Raw genomic sequence first — 25,871 nt, 5'->3', positions numbered from 1 at the left:
ACTCGATAGCGACACAAACAATGTGGGAGCGGGCTTGCTCGCGAAGGCGGAGGGTCAGTCACTTGAATGTGACTGACGGAACGCCTTCGCGAGCAAGCCCGCTCCCACAGTTGTTTCTATTGGCCGCAGATCAGCGGCCCAACAGCCGCGCCAGGCCCACGCTCATCGGCGTCTGCGGTGGGAAACTGAAACGCTGCAACAACCGCTGGTTGTCGGCCCGCGAGTGGCGAATGTCACCGGAGCGCACTGGGCCGTAGCTGACCGGCGGCAAGTCGCCGATCACCGCCGCCAACGCCTGGAGCAACTGCTTGAGGGTCGTCGCCTGGTTCCAGCCGACGTTCACCGCGCCCACTTCCACGTCCGGTTTCTCGATGGCTTGCACCAGCAAGTCCACCAGGTCTTCGACGTAGACAAAATCCCGGGTCTGCTCGCCGTCGCCGAACACGGTGATCGGCAGGCCTTTCTGCGCCCGTTCGCTGAAAATGCTGATGACCCCGGAATACGGCGAGGACGGATCCTGGCGCGGGCCATAGATGTTGAAGAAGCGGAACACCACCGGCTCCAGCGCGTGCTGGCGACGATAGAAATCGAAGTAGAACTCGCTGGCCAGTTTGTCCGAGGCATACGGCGTCAGCGGCGCCTTGGGCGTGTCCTCGTCGATGGACTGGCCTTCGCCGTTGTTGCCATAGACCGCCGCGCTGGAAGCGAACAGCACCCGCTTCACGCCGGCCTGGCGCATGGCTTCACAGACATTCAGCGTGCCGATGAAATTGCTCTGGTGCGTACGCACCGGGTCGTCCACCGAGGCTTGCACCGAGGCCACCGCGGCCAGGTGCGCCACGGCGCTGCAACCGACCATGGCCCGCGCGACCAGGGCGGCATCGGCGACGTCGCCTTCGATCAGCTCGACGGCCGGGTTGTCAAGCGGCAGGTTGCTGCGCTTGCCGGTGGACAGGTCATCGAGGATGCGCACCGAATGTCCCTTGGCGAGCAAGGCGTCGGTCAGGTGCGAGCCAATGAAACCCGCACCGCCGGTGATTAAAACAGGGCCGTCAGCCATGGCGATAGAACCTATCCAGTAAGCCCGGGAGCGCCGCGCGCCAGGCGCGGGGCTTGATCCCGAAGGTGTGCAGAATTTTCTTGCAGGCCAGCACCGCGTGTTGCGGTTCTTGCGCCGCGTCCGGGCGTGCAGCGTGGGCCTGGGCCGTCGGTGATTCGATCGCCAGCGGATGCAGGGCCCGGGCTTCGGTCAGGATCGCCTGGCCCAGCGCCAGCGGCGTGGTCGCCTCATGCCCGGCGTAATGATAGGTGCCCCACAGCGGCGCTGCGCAATCGAGTTGCTTGAGCACCGAAATGATCACCCGCGCCGCATCGTCCACCGGCGTCGGATTGCCCCGACGGTCGTCGGCCAGCAACAGTTCTTCCGGCTGTTCGGCCCGGGCCAGGAAGCGTCCGAGGATGCCGTCGGCGCTGTCGTCCAGCAACCAGCCGAATCGCAGCAGCACGTGTTGCGGGCAGGTGGCGCGCACGCTTTGTTCGATCCGCCACAACGCCTGGCCGCGCAGGCCCAGGGGTACCGGCTCGTCCTTTTCGCTGTAGGCCGTTGCGCGGGAACCGTCGAACACCCGATAGCTCGACGGTTGCAGCAAGATGATGTTGTGGTGCTGGCACAGTTCGGCCAGGCGCTCGACGGCGCGCTCCTGGCTGGTCAGGCGCTGCTCGCTGACTGCCTCGGCCTGGAACCAGTCGAAGTAGTACGCCAGGTTGATCAAGGCGTCCGGCCGGGTGTCGTCGAGCAACTGCGTCAGGCTCGCGGCATCCCAACCGTCTTCAGGTGGGCGGGGGGCAAGAAAACCGATGTCTTCTTCTGCACCGAGGCGAATCAGCGCCTGCCCAAGGGCATTTCCGCCGCCCAGTAACATAAGGCGCATTCGCATAAAGTCAGCAGGCCCAGTCTGTTGGCACAAGAATTTGATCGACAACGCCCGCAGGCGTTGTCGGAATCGTTGCATTTTGCGGGTTTAGTGCGCAACCGTCATCCGTAATGTGCAGATCCTGGAGGTGGGCTGTCCTTCAGGGCCTCTTCGTCGGGTCGCCGCCCGGGCAAGCCCGCTCCTACAGTCGACCGCATTTTGTCTGACGAAACCCGATTAATTGTGGGAGCGGGCTTGCCCGCGAAAGGGCCCTATCTGTCGACAGAGATCTCAGCCGGTACTTGCATCTTCCCCACCCCACCCGCATAACTGCTCCTATGAATCTGCCCCTTGCAGCCGACCACGCCATGGCGGGCTTTCACCCCGCCGTCCGCGCCTGGTTCAGCCAGACATTCCCGGCGGTCACGGCCGCCCAGGCCCAGGCGTGGCCGTTGATCAGCCAGCGTCGCTCGACCCTGGTGGCCGCGCCCACCGGTTCGGGCAAGACCCTGACGGCGTTTCTCGCGGTGCTCGACGACCTGGTGCACCGCGGCCTCGAACAGGGTGGCTTGCCGGACCAGACCCTGGTGGTCTACGTCTCGCCGCTCAAGGCCTTGAGCAACGACATCCAGATCAACCTGCGAAATCCCCTGGCCGGCATCACCGAGCAACTGCGCCAGATGGGCCTGCCGCCCCTGCCCATCACCACCGCCGTGCGCACCGGCGACACGCCGCAGAAAGACCGCACGGCGATGCGCAAGACTGCGCCGCATATCCTGGTGACCACTCCGGAATCGCTCTACGTCCTGCTCGGCTCCGACTCCGGCCGGCAGATGCTCGGCAGCACGCGCACGGTCATTGTCGATGAAATCCACGCCATCGCCGCCAGCAAGCGCGGCAGCCACCTGGCCTTGAGCCTGGAACGCCTGCAAGCCCTGTGCGCCGAACCGCTGGTGCGCATCGGCCTGTCCGCCACGCAAAAACCCATCGAGGCGGTGGCGCGCTTCCTTGTGGGCCACGGGCGCCCCTGCGACATCGTCGACATCGGCCACGCCCGCCCCCGGGACCTGGGCATTGAAGTGCCGCCCGTGCCGCTGTCGGCGGTGATGGCCAACGACGTCTGGGAACTGGTCTACAACCGCCTCGCCGAACTGGCGCGGGCGCACCGCACCACCCTGGTGTTCGTCAATACCCGCCGCCTGGCCGAGCGCCTGAGCCGGCACTTGAGCGAGCGCCTGGGCAAGGACGCCGTGGCGGCCCATCACGGCAGCCTGGCGAAGGAGTTTCGCCTCGACGCCGAGCAACGCCTCAAGCGCGGCGAATTGCAGGTGTTGATCGCCACCGCGTCCCTGGAACTGGGCATCGACATTGGCGACGTCGACCTGGTGTGCCAGATCGCCTCGCCCCGTTCGATCTCGGCGTTCCTGCAACGGGTCGGCCGCTCCGGGCACCACGTCGGCGGCACGCCCAAGGGCCGTCTGTTTGCCACCACCCGCGACGACCTCATCGAATGCGTCGCCCTGCTCGACTGCGTGCGCCGGGGTGAACTGGACATCCTGCACATTCCCGAGGCGCCGCTGGACGTGCTGGCCCAGCAGATCGTCGCCGAGGTCAGTTGCCAGGAATGGCCGGAACAGGCGCTCCTGGACACATTCCGCCGCGCCTCGCCCTACGCCCAGCTGGACGACGAACACTACCAGGCGCTGCTGCACATGCTCGCCGAAGGCCTCAATGGCCGCCAGGGCGTGCGCAGCGCCTACCTGCACCGCGACGCCGTGACCCGGACCCTGCGCGGACGCCGGGGCAGCAAGCTGACCGCCGTGACCAGCGGCGGCACCATCCCTGACAACGCCGACTACAGCGTACTGCTCGAACCCCAGGGGCTGAACATCGGCAGCGTCAACGAAGACTTCGCGGTGGAGAGCATCGCTGGCGACGTGTTCCAGTTGGGCAATACCTCGTACCGCATCATTCGCGTCGAGGCCGGTCGCGTGCGCGTCGAGGACGCCCAGGGCCAGCCGCCGACCATCCCGTTCTGGCTCGGCGAAGCGCCGGGGCGCAGCGCTGAACTGTCCCTGGCCGTGGCTCGCCTGCAAGCTCACCTGGATCAACTGCTCAGCGCGACGCCGGGCAACCTGCAACCGGCCCTCGACTGGCTCACCGACACCTTGGGCCTGAACCTGGCCAGCGCCGAACAACTGCTGGACTATCTGGCTCCGGCGCACCTGGCCTTCGGCGCGCTGCCGTCCCAGGACACCCTGTTGATGGAGCGTTTCTTCGACGAGTCCGGCGGCACGCAGTTGATCATCCACACGCCATTCGGCAGCCGCATCAACCGCGCCTGGGGGCTGGCCCTGCGCAAGCGCTTCTGCCGCACCTTCAACTTCGAACTGCAGGCCGCCGCCAGCGAAGACGCCATCGTGCTGTCGCTGTCCACCAGCCACAGCTTCGAGCTGGACGAGGTCTGGCGCTACCTCAACAGCCACAGCGCCGAGCAGATCCTTGTCCAGGCGGTCCTCGACGCGCCGTTGTTCGGCGTGCGCTGGCGCTGGAACGCCGGCGTGGCCCTGGCCTTGCCGCGCTACACCGGCGGGCGCAAAGTCGCGCCGCAGATCCAGCGAATGAAAAGCGAAGACCTGATCGCCAGCGTCTTCCCCGACCAGATCGCGTGCCTGGAGAACCTGGCCGGTGAGCGGGAAATCCCCCATCACCCGCTGGTGGAACAGACCCTCGACGACTGCCTACACGAAGCCATGGACAGCGAAGGCTGGCTGGCGCTGCTGCGGCGCATGGAGGCCGGTGAAGTGCGGCTGATCAGTCGTGACCTGCCCGCACCTTCGCCCCTGGCGGCAGAAATCCTCAGCGCCCGGCCCTACACCTTTCTCGACGACGCGCCGCTGGAAGAACGGCGCACCCAGGCGGTGATCAACCGGCGCTGGAGCGACCCGCACGCCACCGATGACCTCGGTGCCCTGGACGCCGAGGCCATCGAGTCGGTGCGCGAAGAAGCCTGGCCAACCCCGGCCAATCTCGATGAAATGCACGAAGCGCTGATGAGCCTGGCCGGCATTACCGACAACGAAGCCAGCGCCCATCCGGCCTGGCAGGACTGGTTGCAGACGCTGGCGGAGCGGGGACGCGCCAGCCACGTGCAGATCAGCGCCGAACGCGGCCTGTGGGTGGCCCTGGAGCGGCTGACCTGCGCGCAGGCGGTTTATCCACAGGCCCGCTGGCAACCACCGCTGGCGCCCCTGGCCGGTTTCGATGAGCCTTGGGAGCACGACGATGCCGTGGTGGAGATGCTCCGCGCCCGGCTCAGCGCCTTCGGCCCGCTGCCGCTGACGGCCATCGCCTACCCGCTGGGGCTGTCGACGCCACAGGTCACCCTGGCCCTGGCACACCTGGAACAGCAGGGCTATGTGCTGCGTGGCCGGTTCACGCCAGGGATCGCCCAGGAAGAATGGTGCGAACGGCATCTGCTGGCGCGAATCCATCGCTACACCGTCAAACGCCTGCGCCGGGAAATCGAACCGGTGAGTTTGCAGGACTTCATGCGTTTTCTGTTCGACTGGCAGCACCTGTCGCCCTCGACCCAAGGCCGTGGCAGCGCCGTACTGCCGTCCATCGTCAGCCAGTTCGAAGGTTATCCGGCGGCCGCTGTGGCCTGGGACAGCGACCTGCTGCCCGCGCGCATCAAGGACTATTCAGCGAATTGGCTCGATGAGCTGTGCCGCAGCGGCAAGGTGGTCTGGACACGCTTGAGCGCGCGGCAGAAGCTCGCCGCCAGTGCCCTGCGCAGCACGCCGGTGGTGCTGTTACCGCGCAACCAGGTGGCGCGGTGGAGCAGCCTGGCCGAACAGACGCCCTTCAGCGAGCTGTCGCCCAAGACGCAAAAGGTCTATCAGGCCCTCAGCGCCCACGGTGCCTTGTTTTTCGACGAGTTGCTGCACGAAGCCCACCTGTTGCGCACCGAACTGGAAATGGCCTTGCAGGAACTGGTGGGCGCCGGGTTGGTGAACGCCGACAGCTTCGCCGGCTTGCGCGCGTTGATCACCCCCGCCAGCAAGCGTCAGGCCCGCAGCAGCCGGCGCGGGCGTGGGGCGTTTGTCGGCGGCATGGACGACGCCGGGCGCTGGGCCCTGCTGCGCCGCACACCGCCGGCGCCCGCAGAAGGCAACCGGCCCGCGCCCACACCGCCCGAAACCCTGGAACACATCGCCATGACCCTGCTGCGCCGCTACGGCGTGGTGTTCTGGCGGTTGCTGGAGCGCGAGGCCGACTGGCTGCCGAGCTGGCGTGAGTTGCTGCGCACCTTCCATCGCCTGGAGGCGCGGGGTGAAATCCGCGGAGGACGTTTTGTCAGTGGCCTGGCCGGCGAACAATTCGCCCTGCCCGAGGCGATCCCACTGCTACGCGAAGTGCGCCGCCGTCCGGCCGACAGCAGCGTGATTGCCGTGTGTGGCGTGGACCCGCTGAACCTCGCCGGCACCCTACTGCCGGGGGCGAAGGTGCCGGCGTTGGCGAGCAATCGGCTGGTGTATCGCGATGGTGTGCCGGTCGCGGCTCAGGTGGCCGGGAAGGTGCTGTTCTGGGCGGAACTGGAGGCGCAGGTGATGGCTGATATTCGGAGCAAACTCATTCACAAAGGTTGAGGATCGAACGCGCAGCGTGGGAACGATCAGAAAGGTTGAGGGTGTCTGGGCGGGCCTCTTCGCGGGCAAGCCCGCTCCCACAGTTGAAATGCATTCCCCTGTCAGAATGCATTCCCTTGTCAGATTGCATCCTCCTGTGAAGATGCATTCCCCTGTGGGAGCGGGCTTGCCCGCGAAGAGGCCATCAGCACCACCCCACACCTATGCCACTATCGAGGTCGCTCGGGCAACGCTTCCTCTTCCCCGGGCTCTTGCACCAAGCGCTTCGGCAACATCACCTGCTGTGGATAAGTCTGCGCGAAGTGCACCGCCGGATGGTTATCCACAAGCTTCTTCAAGCGCTGGTTGAACGCCCGGCTCACCGCGTACTGCCCACCGGACACCGTACGGAACTGGGCGGTGAGGACCACGCCGTTGAGGTCCATCCGGTCGACGCCGAACACATCCAGCGGCCCTTGCAGGTTGAACTTGAGGAACGGGTCCTCGGAGATCGAGCGCCCGGCTTCGCGAATCAGCTCGATGGCCTCCTCGACATCGGTGTCATAGGTGAACTGCACGGAGAAAAACGCAAAGGCGAATTGCCGCGATTGATTGGTCACGGCCTTGATCTGGCCGAACGGCACCGAATGCACGAAGCCCTTGCCGTCGCGCAGGCGCAGGGTGCGAATGGTCAGGCCCTCGACGGTGCCGGCGTGACCGGAGTCGAGCACCACCCAGTCGCCGATGGACAGCGTGTCCTCGATGATGATGAACAGGCCGGTGATGACGTCCTGCACCAGTTGCTGTGAACCGAAGCCGATCGCCAGCCCCACGACCCCGGCACCGGCCAGCAACGGCGCGACGTTGATCCCCAGGTTGGCCATGGTGGTGATCGCGCAGATCACCACCAGAATGATTTTCGCCGCGTTGCGCAACAGCGGCAGGATGGTCTTGATCCGCGTGCTGGGCTGGCGGGCGCCACGCTTGTTCAGCGGCGGCTTCAAGGCTTCCTGGATCGCCGTATCGAGCACCACCCACATCAGCCAGGTCACCAGGAAGATCAGGCCGATGCGGCTCAAGGAGTCGCTGATCGCCCGCCCCACGGCATTGCGCGAGGCGAACTCGAACAGCGAGATCCCCCAGATCCGTCCGAGGACTTCAATGAACACCACGGCCAGGACAATCCGCAGCAACGCGTGCAACAGGCTCAGCAGCCGGCCCTTGTAGGCGCTGCTGCGCTGGATGGCCTCGGCCTTAGGCGACTTGAAGACGTGCTGGAACACCGTGCTGAGAAACACCGTCGCAATCAGCAGGATGGTCGTGAACAAGGCACAACGCAGGGCTTTCTGGTTGTCCTCACCGACGCCGATCAGGCTCACCGCCGACACCAGCACCATCAGCAGGATCGGCCAGTACCAGAGCCCGGAAAAAATCCGCAACGACTCCTGCAAGGCCGGTTGCTTCAAGCGCTGGGCCAGGGATCGGTTGCGAATCAGGTGGGCCACCGGGCGCCGCAGGCGAATCACCAGCCAGCCAAAGATCATCGACGCCAGCAGGCCGGTGAACACCGCGACGCTGCTGGTGATGTTGCCGCCCAGTTGCCGGGCGATCTGCGGGCTGGTCAAGGCATCGCTGAGGGCGGCGAGAAAGCCGATCATGAACAGCGGCCGGGGGCTCAGGTGCCGGATGATCGCCACCGCCCGGCGCTTGTGCCCGGCGTTGAACATCACGATGACGCACAGCAACACCGAGGTGGAGAAAATGCCGCTGCTGGTGGCGTAGGCAAAGCACAGGGCCAGGGCCCGGCCGACCGAGACCTGCAGGAAGTGACTGACGTACAGGGTCAACGGCAGGCAAAGCAGTGCCGGGACGGTGTAGGGCAACACGTAGCCGAGCACATCCCGGACCCGCTGGCGCGTGCGCAGCCAGCGACCCCGGCCAAGGCGCCGCACCAGTAGCCGCGAGCCTGACCAGAGCACGGCAAACGCACCGATCCAGACACCCGACAACAACAGGAAATCCCCCGTCACTCGCCAGGACGAACGGGCCGTCTGGTCCACCAGCCGGTCCACCTCATCCGCCGCCCGATCCGCCCGCAGGCGCCAGGCATCCACCAGGCTCTGGTTGAGGTCGAGCTTGTCCTGGACGTCGTCGATGCTCGAACTGATGGCGCCGAGCAGGCCGCCCTGGACCAGGGGTTCGGGCTCTGCGGGGGCTTCATTGGGCGCGGCAGTGCCGGGAATGGCGGCTGCGCCGTAGGCGATGCTGCCGGTCAGCGCCAGCAATACCAACAGCAATACACGGCTCAATCGAGACAACACGCGAGGCTCCTTGATGGGAATCGGTAAGGAACTGATCCCTATCGGGCGAGCAAGTTCGCTCCACGGGTCAATACACAACCCTGTGGCCACAGAAAGCCTTGCCGCGTCCACCGGGCACCTGCCCGAAACTTTCTGCCTCGCCCGACAGTCATCAACAAGACACCAGCGGTACGAGGTCAATGGCACGGGAGGGACACATGACGGCGATCCACATTGGTATTTCCGGTTGGCGCTACACGCCTTGGCGGGGGGACTTCTACCCGAAGGGGCTGACTCAAAAGCGCGAATTGCAATTCGCCTCGCGAGCGGTCAACAGCATCGAAATCAATGGATCGTTCTATGCCCTGCAACGCCCCGAACGCTATGCCCAGTGGTATGCCGAGACGCCGTCCGGGTTCGTGTTCAGCGTCAAGGCGCCGCGCTTCATCACCCACATCAAGCGCTTGCGCGAGGTGCACAAACCGCTGGCCAACTTCCTCGCCTCCGGCGTGCTGGAGCTCAAGGAGAAACTCGGCCCGATCCTCTGGCAGTTTCCACCGAGCTTCAAATTCGACCCCGAACTGTTCGAGGACTTCCTCAAGCAGCTGCCCCACGACACCGAAGGCGCTGCGGCCCTCGCCCGCAAGCACGAACCGCGCCTGGACGGCCACGCCAGCACGACGGCGGATAAAAAACGCCCGTTGCGCCACGCCGTCGAGATCCGCCACGACAGCTTCATCGACCCGTACTTCATCACCCTGCTCCGGCGTTACGACATCGCCCTGGTGATCGCCGACACCGCCGGCAAATGGCCCTATCGCGAGGACGTCACCAGCGACTTCGTCTACCTGCGCCTGCACGGTGCCGAAGAGCTGTACGCCAGCGGCTATACCGACGCGGCGTTGAAGCGCTGGGGCGACCGGATCCAAGCCTGGAGCCACGGCACGCAGCCGGACGACGCGCACCTGATCGACCCGCAGAAGCAACCTCGGGCCCGCAAGAGCCGTGACGTGTTCTGCTACTTCGACAACGACATCAAGGTCCGCGCGCCCTATGACGCGCGCCACTTGCTGGAGCGCTTCGACCTGGACAAGGACCTCGCCACCGCACCCGGCGTACTCCCGGCCGAGGGAGTCCTGGCATGAACATTACCCAGTCCACCGAAGCGACCCGCGAGCCCGACCAGGACACCCGCCGGGACCTGGTCCCGACCCAGCGTTTCACCGTGCTGACGGTCAACACCCACAAAGGCTTCACGGCCCTGAACCGCCGCTTCATCCTGCCGGAACTGCGCGAAGCGGTGCGCAGCGTCTCCGCCGACGTGGTGTTCCTGCAGGAAGTCCACGGCACCCACGAACACCATCCCCAGCGTTTCGCCAACTGGCCGAGCATGCCCCAGTACGAATTCCTGGCCGACAGCCTCTGGCCGCAGTTCGCCTATGGGCGCAATGCGGTGTACCCGGCGGGCGACCACGGCAACGCGCTGCTGTCGAAATTCCAGATCGTGCACCATGAGAACCTCGACGTGTCCATCAGCGGCCATGAAAACCGCGGCATGCTCCACAGCGTGTTGCGCCTGCCCAGCGGCGACGGGCCGCAGATCCATGCCATCTGCGTTCACTTGGGGCTGCGCGAAAGCCATCGGGTCGCGCAGTTGAAGCTGCTTTGCCAGCGCTTGAGCGAACTGCCGCCCGAGGCCCCGGTGATCGTCGCCGGTGACTTCAACGACTGGCGCGGCAAGGCCAGTGACTTGCTCGAACCCGCCGGCCTGCGTGAAGTGTTCACCGAACAATGGGGCAAGCCGGCCCGCAGCTTCCCGGCGCGCTTGCCGCTGTTGCGCCTGGACCGCATCTACGTGCGCAACCTCAAGGCCCGTCACGCCCAGGTGCTGAATGTCAGGCCCTGGTCACACCTTTCAGACCACGCACCGTTGTCGGTGGAGATCGAACTATGAGCGCGACGATGAACAAGGCGACGGTGGAACAGGTCGAGGCCCCGCCCACCGAGCGCAACCCGGCGCTGGTGGACGTCGAATACGGCTGGCACGGCAACAACCGCGTCACTTTGCTGGAGAACGGCGAGGCGTATTTCCCCCGGGTGTTCGAGGCCATCCGCCGGGCCGAGAAGGAAGTGCTTATCGAGACCTTCATCCTGTTCGAGGACAAGGTCGGCAACGAGTTGCGCGACCTGCTAGTGGATGCGGCCCAGCGCGGCGTGCGTGTCACCCTCAGCCTGGACGGCTTCGGCTGCGGCGAGCTGACGCCCAACTTCCTCGCCTCGTTGAGCGATGCCGGCGTGCGCCTGCAAATGTTCGACCCCGCCCCCCTTCACTTGGGCATCCGCACCAACTGGTTCCGCCGTCTGCACCGCAAGGTGGTGGTGATCGACGGGGTGATCGCGTTCATCGGCGGGATCAACTTTTCCGCCGACCACCTGGGCGATTTCGGCCCCGAGGCCAAGCAAGACTATTCGGTGGAAGTCAAAGGCCCGGCGGTGGTCGACATCCATCACTTCGCCCTGATGCAGAGCGGTCGTCCGGCCCGGGCCAAATACTGGTGGCAACGGCGCCGCAGCCGGCGCAACGAGTTGGCCTTCACGGATCACGACGGTCAGGTACGGCTGGTCTATCGCGATAACCATGAGCACCAGACCGACATCGAAGAGGTCTACCTGCAAGTGCTGCGCAGCGCCAAGCGGCGCGTGGTGATCGCCAACGCCTATTTCTTCCCCGGCTACCGGTTGCTGCGCGAGATCCGCAACGCGGCGCGGCGCGGGGTGGACGTGCGGCTGATCCTGCAGGGCCAGCCGGACATGATGATCGCAAAGCTCGCGGCACGGATGCTCTACAGCTACCTGCTCAAGGCCGGCGTGGTGATCTGTGAATATTGCGAGCGACCGCTGCACGGCAAGGTCGCGCTGGTGGACGAGGACTGGAGCACCGTGGGCTCGAGCAACCTCGACCCCTTGAGCCTGTCGCTGAACCTGGAAGCCAATGTGTTGATCCGCGACCGGGCGTTCAACCGCGAGCTGTTCGAGCGCCTCGACTACCTGATCCGCAACCACTGCACGGTCATGCCCAAGGACCACGCCCCACGTGGCCTGCTGTGGCGCATGACCATCGGTTTCATGGTGTTCCACTTCCTGCGCCACTTCCCGTCCTGGGCCGGCTGGCTGCCGGCCCATAAACCGCGTCTGAAACCTTTCTCGCCGCCGACGGCGGTTCGGAGCGAACCCCATGAACCACTCTGAGGCGCACACCGCGCCAGCTGATGCCCAGGTCCGGGACGAGCACAAGCCCGCGTCGCGCTGGAGCCGCTGGAAACGGCCGCTGACCCTGGCGTTCTTCCTGCTGTTGATCGTGCTGTTCACAGCCCTGGCCCGGCGCATCGACTGGTCCGAAGTGTTCGACACCCTGGCCGATTTCAAGGTACGGACGCTGGTTATCGCTGCCGCGTTGACGATCACCAGTTTCATCACCTACGCCTGCTTCGACCTGATCGGACGCACCTACATCCGCCAGAAGCTCGGCTGGCGGCAGATTCTGCCGGTGGGGGTGATCAGCTACGCCTTCAACCTCAACCTCAGCGCCTGGGTCGGCGGCATCGCCATGCGCTATCGGCTGTACTCGCGCCTGGGCGTCAGCACGGGCAACATCGCCAAGATCCTCGGTCTGAGCCTGGCGACGAACTGGTTCGGCTACATGACCCTGGCCGGCGTGGTGTTCAGCAGTGGCCTGGTGACCATGCCGCCTGGCTGGAAGCTGAGCAGCACGGCCTTGCAGGGTGTCGGCGTGCTGTTGCTGCTGGTGAGCGCCGGTTACCTGCTGGCCTGCCAGTTTTCCAAGCGCCGGGCCTGGACGATTCGTGGCATGGAAATCAACCTGCCGTCGCTGCGCATGGCCGTGTTGCAACTGGCGCTGGGCGCGTTGAACTGGTCGTTGATGGCGGCGGTGATCTTCACCCTGTTGCCGAGCAAGCTGGAGTACCCGGTGGTCCTCGGCGTGCTGTTGATCAGCAGCATCGCCGGTGTCATCACCCACATTCCGGCGGGGCTCGGGGTGCTGGAGGCGGTGTTCATCGCGCTGCTGCAACATGAAGTGTCGCGGGGCAGCCTGCTGGCGGGCCTGATCGCCTACCGGGCGATCTACTTCATCCTGCCGTTATTGATCACCGTGGTGATGTACCTGGTGATCGAGGCGAAGGCCAAGGCGTTGCGGGTCAAGCCGGGGGTGAAGTCATAAATATCCGAGTAATGGATTACCTAGCCGGGACTCATCGCGAGCAAGCTCGCTCCCACATAGGATCTATTGTGAAGCTGATCCGTGTGGGAGCGAGCTTGCTCGCGATGGGGCCTGGACAGACAAGCAAGCTCACCGCGCCTGGATAATGCTCAACCGCTCTCCCACCACCATTTCCGTGATCCAGTCCACCAGGATCGAGGTGTAGGCCTGTTGTGAGACAGGGTCGCTCAAGGCATGGTCGGCGCCGTCGATGATCCGGTGCGTCAGTGAATGGGTCTGCTGGCACGCCGCCCGGTAACTCATGATGGTGGCGTGGGGAACGTGGTCATCGGTCTCCGACTCCACCAGCAACACATCACCGGTGAACTGCGAGCACGCATGCAAGGCGCGGTTGGTGCTGGCGTGCACCAGGGTGCTGCGATAATCCAGCAGGTCGCTTTTGTCCAGGTCGCGCTTGGGCGTGTGCCATTGCTCGTCGCGGTACAGCGCCGGCACCCGCAAGGCCAGCCAGCGCACCGGTCGCAGCGAGGTCAGGATCGAAGCCAGGTAACCGCCATAGCTGGTGCCCACTACGGCAATCGCCGAGGTATCGAGGGCCGGGTGCGCCAGCAGTCGGTCATAGGCCGCGAGCAAATCCCGCAGGTTATCTTCGCGGGTGACCCGTGAGAGCGGGATTCCCGCCCCGCCGGTATGGCCACGCAAATCGAAGGTCAGGCACACGCAGCCAAGGCCAGCGATGCCCTTGGCCCGCTCCAGGTCGCGCTCCTGGCTCCCGCCCCAGCCGTGCACGAACAGCACGCCGGGGACTTTCGATTTGGGGCTCAGGAACGTCCCGTTCATCCGCTCATCGTCGATTTCGATCTGAATGGTTTCGCTTCTAGCCGTCATAGGATTGAACCGTCACGTATTTGAGAAGGAAGTCGCCATTGTGTGCCGCGCCGCGGTACACCTCCCGGGCGCCCTGTGGCAGCGGCTGGTCGATGTAGGTTTCCACCGAAGACACGTTCACGACGGTGGTCGTGGGGTCGTTGACGAACACCTCCAGCGCCGCCAACTCGGCGCTGCTGGCCCCGCCCATGCGCCAGGACTGCTCCAGCACACCGCCGCGCGGCTGGCCGGCGGCATCGAGGCCCTGGGCGATGTCGTAGTTTCTGCGCGAAGCGAAGAAGTCCGGGTAAGCCTGATTGGCCGCATCGTCAAACACCTGCGCCAGGCGCACCGCTTCGCGCACATCGTCGGGCAACTCCAGCTTGAGCAACTCGATGTAGCCGCCCTGCACCACCAGCAGGTCCGAACCGCCGTACACCTCCAGCCCCTGGCTGTCCTCGGTCAGGTGTTGCACACCGCAATAGCTCAGCACCTTGCCGTTGATGAAGCTCTGGCCGACGCTCTGGGTCTTGACCTCGCTCAGGTTCTGCTCCAGCACCACGCCGTCGCGAAACAACGCCTGGGCCTCGGGGCTGGCGACCACCTCATCGAACTGCGCCAGGCCCTTGATGACCCGTTGATCACGCCCGGCACAGGCATGGATCGGCTTGAGGCGGATCGGCCCGGTGTACAGCAGTTGTTCGGCCGCCGGACGCGCATCCCGGAGGGAAAACACGGTCACACCGTCCAACACGGCGCCTCGGGTCAGCTTGGCGAACAACGGCGACCAGCCTTGCGGCGCCACCGCCTCCTTGTTCAACAGACCGTGGGCAATCGCCTTGGTGCAAATGAAATCATGCTCGACGAAACCGCCCCACAGGTCGTCCGGCCCTTGAACGCCCAGACGCTGCGCGGCGTCGCGACCGATCAGGGTTTGCGTGGGCAACAGGTACAAACCTCGCTGGCCGGGTTGCTGCTCGTCGTAGCTGCCACCGTATTCGACGCCGAGGATCTGCGCCAGCCAGCGGGCCAGCGCGCGATTGGTTTGCACCTCGTGAAGCGGTGCATGAGGATTGACCGACAGGGCCACTACCGTTTTGTTGCGATTGACCGACGTCATGCGTTGCCCTTTTACCTGCGCTCAATGGCTGTGGGTAACAGGGGTGCAGAGATCAGGCCAACCGCTTGGCGCGGGACTGGCGGCAAGAAAAACAGGGGGGTTACGGCTACACTGGTGGCACCTGGCCTGTTTCATTCTGCACGACATGGCATCACGATCCGGCGAATTGCACGACACAACACATTCCCGTGGCGAGGGAGCTTGCTCCCGCTGGGGTGCGAAGCGCCCCCAGACAAACTGACTCCGGACATGACAGGCAAGGTACTCGGGTCTGCTGCGCAGCCCAGCGGGAGCAAGCTCCCTCGCCACGGCCGTTACTTCGAAACGGCCGGCCCCACCCCGAACCGCGCCCGATAATCACTCGGCGCCAACCCGGTGATTTTCTTGAACGTCGCCCGGAAAGCCCCAGGGTCCTGGTAGCCGACAGTCCAGGCAATGTGGTCAATGGTGCCATTGGTGAACTCGAGCATTTCCCGAGCCTTGCCAACCCTCAGGTGCTGGCAGTACTGCGTAGGCTTGAGCCCGGTAGCGTTGCGAAACCGGCGCAGGAACGTGCGTTCTTCCAGCCCGGCCTGTTCCGCCATCGCCGCCAGGGAGACATCCACCGCGCCGCTGCCTTGTAACCAATGCTGGACCTTGAGGATCGCCCCATCGCCATGCCCGAGGATGGGCGCAAAGTTGCTGCCGCACTCGCTGGCGCTGTCGCTGTGTTCGATCACCAGAAACTGCGCCGTATGCGTGGCGATGCTCGGGCCCAGCAAGCGGTTCACCAGGCGCAAACCCAACTCCGACCAGGCCATCAGCCCGGCAGTGGTGATCAGGTCGCCGTCGTCGACGATTGGTTTGTCGGCGTCGAGCCTGATCTTCGGGTAACGCTCGGCGAAGGACTTCGCCGATGTCCAATGGGTGGTGGCGCTGCGTCCATCGAGCAAGCCGCTTTCGGCGAGCAGGATCGAGCCGACACACACACCGCCCAACACCGTGCCACCGGCGTGCTGCGTTCGTAGCCAATCCATCAGCGCCGGGGACACGAGCCCTTCGCTGAAACCGGCAATGGAGGGCGGAATCAGCAACGCGGCCAGCCTATGCGCCGTGCCGCTTTCGCTGGCGAATACCCGCTGCGGTGCCTGGCCGCTCTCCGCCCGCCAATGGCTCACCAACAGCCGTGGCAACTGCGCGCCGCCCTGCTCGGCCGCAATCCGCTGCGCGACGCCGAACAGATCGGTCAAACCGTGCACCGCCGCCAGTTGGGCACCGGGGTAAATCAGCACCCCAAGCTCGGCGACCGCCCTTTCCTGCGTCATTGTCAGTTTTCCCTCGCTTATTGTCGTTGCGGCCAATCCTCGAACCGACGGCAAACGCCAATACTGGCTTCACCCTCATTGATCCAAGGAAGTCCTCATGTCCAAGCAAGCGCTCATCGTAGTCGATATCCAGAACGACTACTTCCCCCAGGGAAAATGGCCATTGGTCGGTGCCGACAGCGCCGCCGACAACGCCGCTCGGCTGATCGAAGCCTTTCGCCAGACCGGGGACCGCGTGGTGCACATCCGCCACGAGTTCACCTCCGAGGAGGCGCCGTTCTTCACCCCGGGCTCCGAAGGCGCTCAACTACACCCCAAGGTACGCAATCGCGGCGATGAACCGGTGGTGCTCAAGCATTTCGTCAACGCGTTTCGCGACACCGAGCTGCAAGCCATCCTCGAACGCGACGGCATCGAACAACTGGTCATCGTCGGCAGCATGAGCCATATGTGCATCGATGGCGCCGCCCGGGCTGCGGCAGACCTGGGCTACGGCGTTACGGTGATCCACGATGCCTGCGCGACCCTGGACCTGGAATTCAACGGCGTCGTCGTTCCCGCCACCCAGGTGCACGCAGCGTTCATGGCCGCGCTGGGTTTTGCCTATGCGAACGTGGTGAGCACCGAGCAATGGCTGACGGGTAGCCAACCCTGAAGACCTGCGGTCAAAAAAAAACCGCGCTTCGGGGAAACCGAAGCGCGGTCTTGTTTTTTGCGGATAGCCGCTTAGAACGGAATATCGTCGTCGAAGCTGTCGAAATCCGGGGCCGGTTGCGGCGCGGCCTGTTGCGGGGCTGGACGCTCGCGTTGTGGCTGTGGTGCCGCCTGCGGGCGAGGTGCCTGCTGACGCGGGGCCGACTGCTGGTAGTTGTTGCCACCTTGCTGGTCACCCTGTGGACGGCCGCCCAGCAGTTGCATGGTGCCTTGCATGTCCACCACGATTTCGGTGGTGTAGCGCTTGATGCCGTCTTTTTCCCACTCGCGGGTCTGCAGCTTGCCTTCGATGTACACCTGCGAACCCTTGCGCAGGTATTCGCCGGCGATCTCCGCCACTTTGCCGAACATCGACACGCGGTGCCATTCGGTCTTCTCGACCTTCTGGCCGGTCTGCTTGTCGGTCCACTGTTCGCTGGTCGCCAGACTCAGGTTGGTCACGGCGTTGCCGTTCGGCAGGTAGCGAACTTCGGGATCCTGGCCGCAAGTACCGACCAATATGACTTTGTTAACCCCACGGGCCATAACGTTCTCCTAGGCTTCGCACGTGGTCGGGGCCGGGTTGTTCACCAGGCGCTCGAGCGTCGCACGATCCAATAATTCGGTGTCCAGTTTGATGTAAACGGCCGCTTCGTCGGCGACCACCACTGCATCGGTTACTCCAACGACGGCCTTGAGGCGCTCGGTCAGGCCTGCTTCGCGGATGGCTTCGGGCGACAACGGCAAGCGCAGGCTCGTCACATACGGAGGTTCGCGCATGGTAACAGCAAAGACCAGCCAAAGTGCAGCCAGCGCGGCACATCCCAGGAAGACAACCGACAAACCGCCGTGCTGGAACAGCCAACCGCCGAGAATCCCGCCCAACGCCGAACCGAGGAACTGGCTGGTGGAATAGACCCCCATGGCCGTGCCTTTGCCACCGGCCGGTGAAACCTTGCTGATCAGCGACGGCAACGACGCTTCCAACAGATTGAATGCGGTGAAGAACACCACCGTACCGATCACCAGCGCCCGCAGGCTGTCGCCGAACTGCCAGAAGAATAGCTCAGTGAGCATCAGCGTCAGGACGGCGCCGAGTAAAACTCGTTTCATTTTGCGTCGCTTCTCGCCGTAGATGATGAACGGAATCATCGCGAAAAACGAAATCAGCAGCGCCGTGAGATAGACCCACCAGTGCTGCTCCTTGGGCAGGCCGGCCTTCTCGACCAACGCCAGCGGCAAGGCCACGAAGCTGGACATCAGCATGGCGTGGAGCACGAAAATACCCAGGTCCAGGCGTAGCAGGTCCGGGTGCTTGAGCGTCGGGATCAGCGCCTGGCGCGCCACCCCGGATTCACGGTGCTGCAGCGGCCCGGTGGTCCGCGGCACCATGAAGGCGACGATCAGGATGCCCACCAACGCCATGCCGCCGGTGGCCAGGAACAGGCCCGACAGGCCAAACGCCCGGGTCAGCAACGGCCCCACGACCATCGCAACGGCGAACGACAGGCCGATCGTCATGCCGATCATGGCCATGGCCTTGGTCCGATGCTGTTCGCGGGTCAGGTCCGACAACAGGGCCATCACGGCCGCCGAAATCGCCCCGGCGCCTTGCAGGATCCGTCCGGCGATCACGCCCCAGATCGAATCGGCGCCGGCCGCCAGCACACTGCCGAGGGCGAAGACGATCAACCCCAGGTAAATCACCGGGCGGCGGCCGATGCGGTCGGAAATGATCCCGAACGGGATCTGGAAAATCGCCTGGGTCAGGCCATAGGCGCCAATCGCCAACCCAATGAGGGCCGGGGTCGCGCCCGCCAGGTCCATGCCATAGGTCGCCAGCACCGGCAACACCATGAACATGCCCAGCATGCGGAAGGCGAACACCAGGGCAAGGCCGCTTGCTGCGCGGGTCTCGCCGCCACTCATGCGTTCGCTGTGGGGATCGTGCATGGAAAAACCTCATGTGAACCGGCGGCGATTCTACCAGTCCCATCGATTGAGGGGGTATATGGCGACGGTTTGCCGCGCAGTCTTCATGTATGGCGTAAAACTCACTTCCGATAGTGTGCATCCATCCAGTATTTGCCCGTATACTCCTACGTTTTCGACGCCCGCCGAGCGAGGCCACTTTGGACAAGATCCTGATTCGTGGGGCCCGTACCCACAACCTGAAGAACATCGACCTGACCCTGCCACGGGACAAGCTGATCGTCATCACCGGCCTGTCCGGATCCGGCAAATCATCCCTGGCCTTCGACACCCTGTACGCCGAAGGCCAGCGACGCTATGTCGAATCCCTGTCGGCCTACGCCCGGCAGTTCCTGTCGATGATGGAAAAACCCGACGTCGACACCATCGAAGGGCTGTCGCCTGCGATTTCCATCGAGCAGAAATCCACCTCCCATAACCCGCGGTCCACGGTCGGCACCATCACCGAGATCTACGACTACCTGCGCCTGCTGTATGCGCGGGTCGGTATCCCTCGGTGCCCGGACCACGACATTCCCCTGGAAGCCCAGACCGTCAGCCAGATGGTCGACCTGGTGCTGGCCCAGCCCGAAGGCAGCAAGCTGATGCTGTTGGCCCCGGTGGTGCGCGAGCGCAAGGGCGAACACCTGCTGGTGTTCGAAGAACTGCGCGCCCAGGGCTTCGTGCGGGCCCGGGTCAACGGCAAGCTGTGCGAACTGGACGAGTTGCCCAAGCTGGACAAACAGAAGAAGCATTCGATCGACGTGGTGGTCGACCGCTTCAAGGTCCGGGCCGACCTGCAACAGCGCCTGGCCGAGTCCTTCGAAACCGCGTTGAAGCTGGCCGACGGAATCGCCCTGGTGGCGCCGATGGACGACGAGCCCGGTGAAGAGATCATCTTCTCCGCGCGCTTCGCCTGCCCGATCTGCGGCCACGCCATCAGCGAGCTGGAACCCAAGCTGTTCTCCTTCAACAACCCGGCCGGCGCTTGCCCGACCTGCGATGGCCTGGGGGTCAAGCAGTTCTTCGACACCAAGCGGCTGGTCAATGGCGAGCTGACCCTGGCCGAAGGGGCGATTCGCGGCTGGGACAGGCGCAACGTCTATTACTTCCAGATGCTCGGCTCGCTGGCGGCCCACTACAAGTTCAGTCTGGACAAGCCGTTCAACGAACTGCCCGCCGACCAGCAAAAGTACATCCTGCACGGCAGCGGCTCGCAAAGCGTGGACTTCAAGTACCTCAACGACCGTGGCGATATCGTCAAGCGCTCCCACCCGTTCGAAGGTATCGTGCCTAACCTGGAGCGGCGCTACCGCGAAACCGAGTCGGCCAGCGTGCGCGAGGAACTGGCCAAGTTCCTCAGCACCCAGCCTTGCCCCGACTGCCGTGGTACCCGCTTGCGGCGCGAGGCGCGGCACGTGTGGGTCGGAGAGAAAACCTTGCCGGCGGTCACCAACCTGCCGATCGGCGATGCCACCGATTACTTCGCCGGCTTGAAGCTCACCGGCCGCCGTGGCGAAATCGCCGACAAGATCCTCAAGGAAATCAGCGAGCGTCTGCAGTTCCTGGTGAACGTGGGGCTGGACTACCTGACCCTCGATCGCAGTGCGGACACCCTGTCCGGCGGCGAAGCCCAGCGTATCCGCCTGGCGAGCCAGATCGGCGCCGGTCTGGTGGGGGTCATGTACATCCTCGACGAGCCGTCCATTGGCCTGCACCAGCGGGACAACGACCGACTGCTCGGCACGCTCAAGCACCTGCGGGACATCGGTAACACGGTGATCGTGGTCGAACACGACGAAGACGCCATTCGCCTGGCCGACTACGTCGTGGACATTGGTCCCGGCGCGGGCGTGCACGGCGGGCATATCGTTGCCCAGGGCACGGCTGCCGAGGTCATGGCGCATCCCGACTCCCTGACCGGCAAGTACCTTTCGGGCCGGGTGAAGATCAAGGTTCCGGCCAAGCGCACGCCACGTAACAAGAAGCTGTCGCTGACCCTCAAGGGCGCGCGCGGCAACAACTTGCGCAACGTCGACCTGGAAATCCCGATTGGCTTGCTGACCTGCGTGACCGGGGTGTCCGGCTCCGGCAAATCGACGCTGATCAACAACACCCTGTTCCCCCTCAGTGCCACGGCGCTGAACGGTGCCACCACCCTCGAAGCCGCGGCCCACGACAGCATCAAGGGGCTGGAGCATCTGGACAAGGTCGTCGACATCGACCAGAGCCCCATCGGTCGTACGCCACGCTCCAACCCGGCGACCTACACGGGCTTGTTCACGCCCATTCGCGAGCTGTTCGCCGGTGTGCCGGAGTCCCGTTCGCGGGGTTATGGCCCGGGGCGGTTCTCGTTCAACGTCAAGGGTGGACGCTGCGAAGCCTGCCAGGGCGATGGCCTGATCAAGGTGGAGATGCACTTCCTGCCGGACATCTACGTGCCTTGCGACGTGTGCAAGAGCAAGCGCTACAACCGCGAAACCCTGGAGATCAAATACAAGGGCAAGAACATCCACGAAACCCTCGAAATGACCATCGAGGAAGCCCGGGCGTTCTTCGACGCGGTGCCGGCACTGGCGCGCAAGCTCCAGACGCTGATGGACGTCGGCCTCTCATACATCAAGCTCGGGCAGTCGGCGACGACCCTGTCCGGCGGTGAAGCCCAACGGGTCAAGCTGTCTCGCGAGCTGTCCAAGCGCGACACCGGCAAGACCCTGTACATCCTCGACGAACCGACCACGGGCCTGCACTTCGCCGATATCCAGCAACTGCTCGACGTGCTGCATCGACTCCGCGACCACGGCAACACCGTGGTGGTGATCGAGCACAACCTGGACGTGATCAAGACGGCGGACTGGTTGGTAGACCTCGGGCCGGAGGGCGGCTCCAAGGGCGGTCAGATCATCGCGGTGGGTACGCCTGAACAAGTGGCCGAGATGAAGCAGTCCCACACTGGCTACTACCTCAAGCCCCTGCTGGAACGTGATCGGGAGTGATCAAAGCTCGGGCATGAAAAAGCCCCTGTCATCTCACCGATGACAGGGGCTTTTTAATGCTCCGCGTGGGAATGCATCCAGTGACGCTCTGCCTCCGGTACCCGGCAATCAGAACTGCGACTGCAGGTAATTCTCCAAACCGATCAACTTGATCAAACCCAACTGCTTCTCAAGCCAGTAGGTATGGTCTTCCTCGGTGTCGTTGAGCTGGACACGCAGGATCTCGCGGGTCACGTAGTCGTTGTGCTGCTCGCACAGCTCGATGCCCTTGCACAGCGCCGCACGAACCTTGTATTCAAGCCGCAGGTCGGCTGCGAGCATGTCGGGCACCGTGGTGCCAACGTCCAGATCGTCCGGACGCATGCGCGGCGTGCCTTCGAGCATCAGGATCCGACGCATCAGTGCATCGGCGTGCTGGGCTTCTTCTTCCATTTCATGGTTGATACGTTCGTAGAGCTCGGTAAAACCCCAATCCTCGTACATCCGCGAATGGATGAAATATTGATCACGGGCTGCCAGTTCACCTGTCAGCAGCGTGTTGAGGTAATCGATTACGTCCGGGTGACCTTGCATCGCCCTACATCTCCACAAGCTTTGAAAGGCTGTAGTTTGAACCAACCTGACCCTCAGGTCACGGCTCTATCGCAATAAAAGCGAAGAAAATCCGAGAAAACCGGGCTAAATAACGCAAAAACCGCCCTAATGCGGGCGGTTCTGCTTCTCGTTTAGACTTCGTTAAGCTGTACACCCAACGCTTTTGCGATACCTTCTCCATAAGCGGCATCCGCCTTGAAGAAATGTTGCAGTTGGCGATCGACCACATCTGCCGACACACCCGCCATGGCACCGGCGATATTGCTGATCAACAGGGCTTTCTGCTCATCGTTCATCAAGCGGAACAACGCCCCGGCGTGGCTGTAGTAATCGGTGTCTTCGCGATGATCATAACGATCGGCCGCGCCACTGAGGGCCAGTGCCGGCTCGGCATAGCGCGGCGCCTGCTTCGGCGCATCCACGTAGCTGTTGGGCTCGTAGTTCGGTGCCGCGCCACCATTGCTGCCAAACGCCATGGCGCCATCGCGCTGGTAAGTATTGACCGGACTGCGCGGCGCATTCACCGGCAGTTGCTGGTGATTGGTCCCTACGCGGTAGCGGTGCGCATCGGCATAGGCAAACACACGACCTTGCAGCATGCGATCCGGCGACAGGCCTACGCCTGGCACCATATTGCTTGGCCCGAACGCCGCTTGCTCGACTTCAGCAAAGTAGTTCAGCGGGTTGCGATTGAGCTCAAGCTCCCCCACTTCGAGCAATGGGAACTCTTTTTGCGACCAGGTCTTGGTCACGTCGAACGGGTTCTCGTAATGGGCCGCTGCCTGGGCCTCGGTCATGATCTGGATGCAGACACTCCATTTCGGGAAGTCACCGCGCTCAATCGCCTCGAACAGGTCACGCTGAGCGTAATCCGGGTCGGTGCCCGCCAGGCGTGCCGCTTCGGCCGGCGCGAGGTTCTTGATGCCCTGTTTAGTCTTGTAGTGCCACTTGACCCAGTGGCGCTCGCCTTGGGCATTGATCAGGCTGTAAGTATGGCTACCGAAACCGTGCATGTGCCGGTAGCCATCCGGAATGCCACGGTCCGAAAACAGAATGGTGACCTGGTGCAGCGCCTCAGGCGAGTGCGACCAGAAATCCCACATTGCCTGCGCGCTTTTCAGGTTGCTTTGCGGCAAACGTTTCTGGGTGTGGATGAAATCCGGAAATTTCAGCGGATCACGAATGAAGAATACCGGCGTGTTGTTGCCCACGATGTCCCAGTTACCTTCTTCGGTATAGAACTTCAGGGCGAAGCCGCGTGGGTCGCGTTCGGTGTCAGCCGAACCCCGCTCACCGCCTACGGTAGAAAAGCGCAGGAAGGTGGGCGTTTGCTTGCCTACCGACTCAAACAGCTTGGCGCTGGTGTACTGGGTAATGTCGCGGGTCACGGTGAAGGTGCCGTAGGCGCCCGACCCTTTGGCGTGCACGCGGCGCTCAGGGATGTTTTCGCGGTTGAAGTGAGCGAGCTTCTCGATCAGGTGAAAGTCGTCGAGCAGCAGCGGGCCACGGGGGCCGGCGGAACGGGAGTTCTGGTTATCGGCGACAGGAGCGCCGCTGGCGGTCGTAAGCGTTTTGATCTGGCTCATGCTCAATCTTCCTAGGTCGGTCTTCGAACTGCCGGCTAATCGGCTGGAAAGGAGTATTGATCATGTTAGTGACAGTATCCAAATTCATTAAATCATGGGCAACGATAGTTATTATCTAACGCCGCCACCTTGCCCATAGCGAAGCCAGTCGAAGCGGTGCTTCAGCTTTTCATCAGGCAACAAAAAACCGGGCACAAGGCCCGGTTTTTTGTATGTTGCCGTCTTACTCAGCGGATACAGCTTCGCCGCTGGTAGCACGATCAACCAACTCGACGTACGCCATAGGCGCGTTGTCGCCAGCGCGGAAACCGCACTTGAGGATGCGCAGGTAGCCACCCTCACGGGTAGCGTAACGCTTGCCCAGGTCGTTGAAGAGCTTACCAACGATAGCTTTCGAACGAGTACGGTCGAAAGCCAGGCGGCGGTTAGCCAGGCTATCTGTCTTGGCCAGAGTGATCAGCGGCTCAGCAACGCGGCGCAGTTCTTTGGCTTTCGGCAGTGTAGTTTTGATCAGCTCGTGCTCGAACAGCGACACCGCCATGTTTTGGAACATGGCCTTGCGGTGCGAGCTGGTGCGGCTCAGGTGACGACCACTTTTACGATGACGCATGGTTCATTCCTTACCAAACACAACGTTCGGTGATTACGACGATCAGGCAGTCGCCTTGTCGTCCTTCTTAAGACTTGCAGGCGGCCAGTTGTCGAGGCGCATGCCGAGGGACAGACCGCGGGAGGCCAGAACGTCCTTGATTTCAGTCAAGGATTTCTTGCCCAGGTTCGGAGTCTTCAACAGCTCTACTTCGGTACGCTGAATCAGGTCGCCGATGTAGTAGATGTTTTCCGCCTTAAGGCAGTTAGCCGAACGTACAGTCAGTTCCAGATCGTCAACCGGGCGAAGCAGGATCGGATCGATCTCGTCTTCCTGCTCGACAACCACTGGCTCACTGTCACCCTTGAGGTCGACGAACGCAGCCAACTGCTGTTGCAGGATGGTTGCAGCGCGGCGAATGGCCTCTTCAGGATCCAGGGTACCGTTGGTTTCCAGATCAATAACCAGCTTGTCCAGGTTGGTACGCTGTTCGACACGGGCGTTTTCCACCACGTAGGCGATACGGCGAACCGGGCTGAACGAAGAGTCAAGCTGCAAGCGACCAATGCTGCGGCTTTCGTCTTCATCGCTCTGACGCGAGTCGGCCGGTTCATAACCACGACCACGAGCTACGGTGAGCTTCATGTTCAGGGCGCCGTTAGACGCCAGGTTAGCGATTACGTGATCGGGGTTAACGATCTCGACATCATGATCCAGCTGAATATCGGCAGCGGTAACCACCCCCGAACCCTTCTTCGACAAGGTCAGCGTAACTTCGTCACGACCGTGCAGCTTGATAGCCAGACCTTTAAGGTTCAACAGGATTTCAATTACGTCTTCCTGTACACCTTCGATGGCGCTGTACTCGTGGAGCACACCGTCAATCTCGGCCTCGACTACTGCACAGCCGGGCATTGAGGACAACAGGATGCGGCGCAGCGCGTTGCCCAGGGTGTGGCCGAAACCACGCTCGAGAGGCTCGAGCGTGATCTTGGCGCGGGTTGGACTGACAACCTGCACATCAATATGGCGGGGTGTCAGGAACTCATTTACCGAAATCTGCATGG

General features: G+C 63.4%; 19 protein-coding genes. 7 read left to right on the top strand and 12 right to left on the bottom strand.

Annotation, left to right across the window (positions count from 1 at the left end):
• Positions 1-130: 130 nt before the first annotated feature.
• On the bottom strand, positions 131-1,060 hold the full coding sequence (locus AD664_RS02160; protein WP_053144077.1) for an NAD-dependent epimerase/dehydratase family protein: 930 nt from the start codon (positions 1,058-1,060) through the stop codon (positions 131-133).
• A complete protein-coding gene (locus AD664_RS02155) occupies positions 1,053-1,937 on the bottom strand; it encodes a sugar nucleotide-binding protein (RefSeq protein ID WP_042729460.1) in 885 nt (294 codons plus the stop codon). The genes AD664_RS02160 and AD664_RS02155 overlap by 8 nt, the downstream gene beginning before the upstream one ends.
• 314 nt (positions 1,938-2,251) lie before the next feature.
• On the opposite strand from AD664_RS02155, the gene AD664_RS02150 reads away from it, so the two are divergent.
• A complete protein-coding gene (locus AD664_RS02150) occupies positions 2,252-6,565 on the top strand; it encodes a DEAD/DEAH box helicase (RefSeq protein WP_053144075.1) in 4,314 nt (1,437 codons plus the stop codon).
• A 209-nt stretch (positions 6,566-6,774) separates the two neighbouring features.
• Here the strand turns inward: AD664_RS02150 and AD664_RS02145 are convergent, their stop codons facing one another.
• Positions 6,775-8,862: a mechanosensitive ion channel family protein gene (locus tag AD664_RS02145; protein ID WP_053144700.1), complete on the bottom strand. Its 2,088-nt coding sequence runs from the start codon at positions 8,860-8,862 to the stop codon at positions 6,775-6,777.
• A gap of 200 nt (positions 8,863-9,062) precedes the next feature.
• On the opposite strand from AD664_RS02145, the gene AD664_RS02140 reads away from it, so the two are divergent.
• The 4 genes from AD664_RS02140 to AD664_RS02125 are packed head-to-tail and all read left to right on the top strand — an operon-like array spanning position 9,063 to position 13,084.
• Positions 9,063-9,989 carry a DUF72 domain-containing protein gene (locus tag AD664_RS02140; protein ID WP_053144073.1) on the top strand — a complete coding sequence of 309 codons (927 nt, stop codon included), beginning with the start codon at positions 9,063-9,065 and terminating at the stop codon, positions 9,987-9,989.
• The gene (locus AD664_RS02135) at positions 9,986-10,798 is read left to right on the top strand and encodes an endonuclease/exonuclease/phosphatase family protein (protein WP_053144071.1); all 813 of its coding nucleotides are present in this window, start codon (positions 9,986-9,988) and stop codon (positions 10,796-10,798) included. The genes AD664_RS02140 and AD664_RS02135 overlap by 4 nt, the downstream gene beginning before the upstream one ends.
• Positions 10,795-12,093: a cardiolipin synthase ClsB gene (clsB, locus tag AD664_RS02130; RefSeq protein WP_053144069.1), complete on the top strand. Its 1,299-nt coding sequence runs from the start codon at positions 10,795-10,797 to the stop codon at positions 12,091-12,093. The genes AD664_RS02135 and clsB overlap by 4 nt, the downstream gene beginning before the upstream one ends.
• Positions 12,080-13,084: a lysylphosphatidylglycerol synthase domain-containing protein gene (locus tag AD664_RS02125; protein WP_053144067.1), complete on the top strand. Its 1,005-nt coding sequence runs from the start codon at positions 12,080-12,082 to the stop codon at positions 13,082-13,084. The genes clsB and AD664_RS02125 overlap by 14 nt, the downstream gene beginning before the upstream one ends.
• A gap of 129 nt (positions 13,085-13,213) precedes the next feature.
• Here AD664_RS02125 and AD664_RS02120 read toward each other — a convergent pair whose 3' ends face one another.
• From AD664_RS02120 to AD664_RS02110, 3 genes are all read right to left on the bottom strand, one after another.
• Positions 13,214-13,972, bottom strand: coding sequence for a S9 family peptidase (locus AD664_RS02120; RefSeq protein ID WP_053144065.1), 759 nt, complete (start codon positions 13,970-13,972; stop codon positions 13,214-13,216).
• The gene (locus tag AD664_RS02115) at positions 13,962-15,071 is read right to left on the bottom strand and encodes a DUF3182 family protein (RefSeq protein ID WP_053144063.1); all 1,110 of its coding nucleotides are present in this window, start codon (positions 15,069-15,071) and stop codon (positions 13,962-13,964) included. The genes AD664_RS02120 and AD664_RS02115 overlap by 11 nt, the downstream gene beginning before the upstream one ends.
• A gap of 314 nt (positions 15,072-15,385) precedes the next feature.
• Positions 15,386-16,375: a GlxA family transcriptional regulator gene (locus tag AD664_RS02110; RefSeq protein ID WP_053144061.1), complete on the bottom strand. Its 990-nt coding sequence runs from the start codon at positions 16,373-16,375 to the stop codon at positions 15,386-15,388.
• Positions 16,376-16,472: 97 nt separating this feature from the next.
• Here AD664_RS02110 and AD664_RS02105 point away from each other — a divergent pair, with 97 nt between their 5' ends.
• A complete protein-coding gene (locus AD664_RS02105) occupies positions 16,473-17,030 on the top strand; it encodes a cysteine hydrolase family protein (RefSeq protein WP_053144059.1) in 558 nt (185 codons plus the stop codon).
• A 71-nt stretch (positions 17,031-17,101) separates the two neighbouring features.
• Here the strand turns inward: AD664_RS02105 and AD664_RS02100 are convergent, their stop codons facing one another.
• Entirely contained in the window at positions 17,102-17,614 is a 513-nt protein-coding gene (locus AD664_RS02100) for a single-stranded DNA-binding protein (RefSeq protein ID WP_042729629.1), read from the bottom strand.
• Positions 17,615-17,623: 9 nt separating this feature from the next.
• Positions 17,624-19,021, bottom strand: coding sequence for an MFS transporter (locus AD664_RS02095; protein ID WP_053144057.1), 1,398 nt, complete (start codon positions 19,019-19,021; stop codon positions 17,624-17,626).
• A 179-nt stretch (positions 19,022-19,200) separates the two neighbouring features.
• On the opposite strand from AD664_RS02095, the gene uvrA reads away from it, so the two are divergent.
• Positions 19,201-22,035 carry an excinuclease ABC subunit UvrA gene (uvrA, locus tag AD664_RS02090; protein ID WP_042729627.1) on the top strand — a complete coding sequence of 945 codons (2,835 nt, stop codon included), beginning with the start codon at positions 19,201-19,203 and terminating at the stop codon, positions 22,033-22,035.
• A 108-nt stretch (positions 22,036-22,143) separates the two neighbouring features.
• On the opposite strand, the gene bfr is transcribed toward uvrA, so the two are convergent.
• The 4 genes from bfr to rpoA form a co-directional block, all read right to left on the bottom strand.
• Positions 22,144-22,608 (bottom strand): bacterioferritin, encoded by a 465-nt coding sequence (gene bfr, locus AD664_RS02085; protein WP_003176400.1) that lies wholly within the window; start codon positions 22,606-22,608, stop codon positions 22,144-22,146.
• Between the two features lie 152 nt (positions 22,609-22,760).
• The gene (locus AD664_RS02080; RefSeq protein ID WP_053144055.1) at positions 22,761-24,215 is read right to left on the bottom strand and encodes a catalase; all 1,455 of its coding nucleotides are present in this window, start codon (positions 24,213-24,215) and stop codon (positions 22,761-22,763) included.
• 223 nt (positions 24,216-24,438) lie between these two features.
• Positions 24,439-24,825: a 50S ribosomal protein L17 gene (rplQ, locus tag AD664_RS02075; RefSeq protein WP_003186009.1), complete on the bottom strand. Its 387-nt coding sequence runs from the start codon at positions 24,823-24,825 to the stop codon at positions 24,439-24,441.
• A 42-nt stretch (positions 24,826-24,867) separates the two neighbouring features.
• Positions 24,868-25,869, bottom strand: a complete 1,002-nt coding sequence (rpoA, locus tag AD664_RS02070; RefSeq protein WP_003186012.1) for a DNA-directed RNA polymerase subunit alpha — start codon at positions 25,867-25,869, stop codon at positions 24,868-24,870.
• Positions 25,870-25,871 lie beyond the last annotated feature (2 nt).

The sequence above is a fragment of the Pseudomonas sp. P97.38 genome, assembly GCF_001269745.1.
In the GTDB taxonomy this organism is placed as follows: domain Bacteria; phylum Pseudomonadota; class Gammaproteobacteria; order Pseudomonadales; family Pseudomonadaceae; genus Aquipseudomonas; species Aquipseudomonas chlororaphis_E.
The sequence above is the reverse complement of the archived record's forward strand: the minus strand, read 5'-3'. Positions and strand labels throughout refer to the sequence as shown.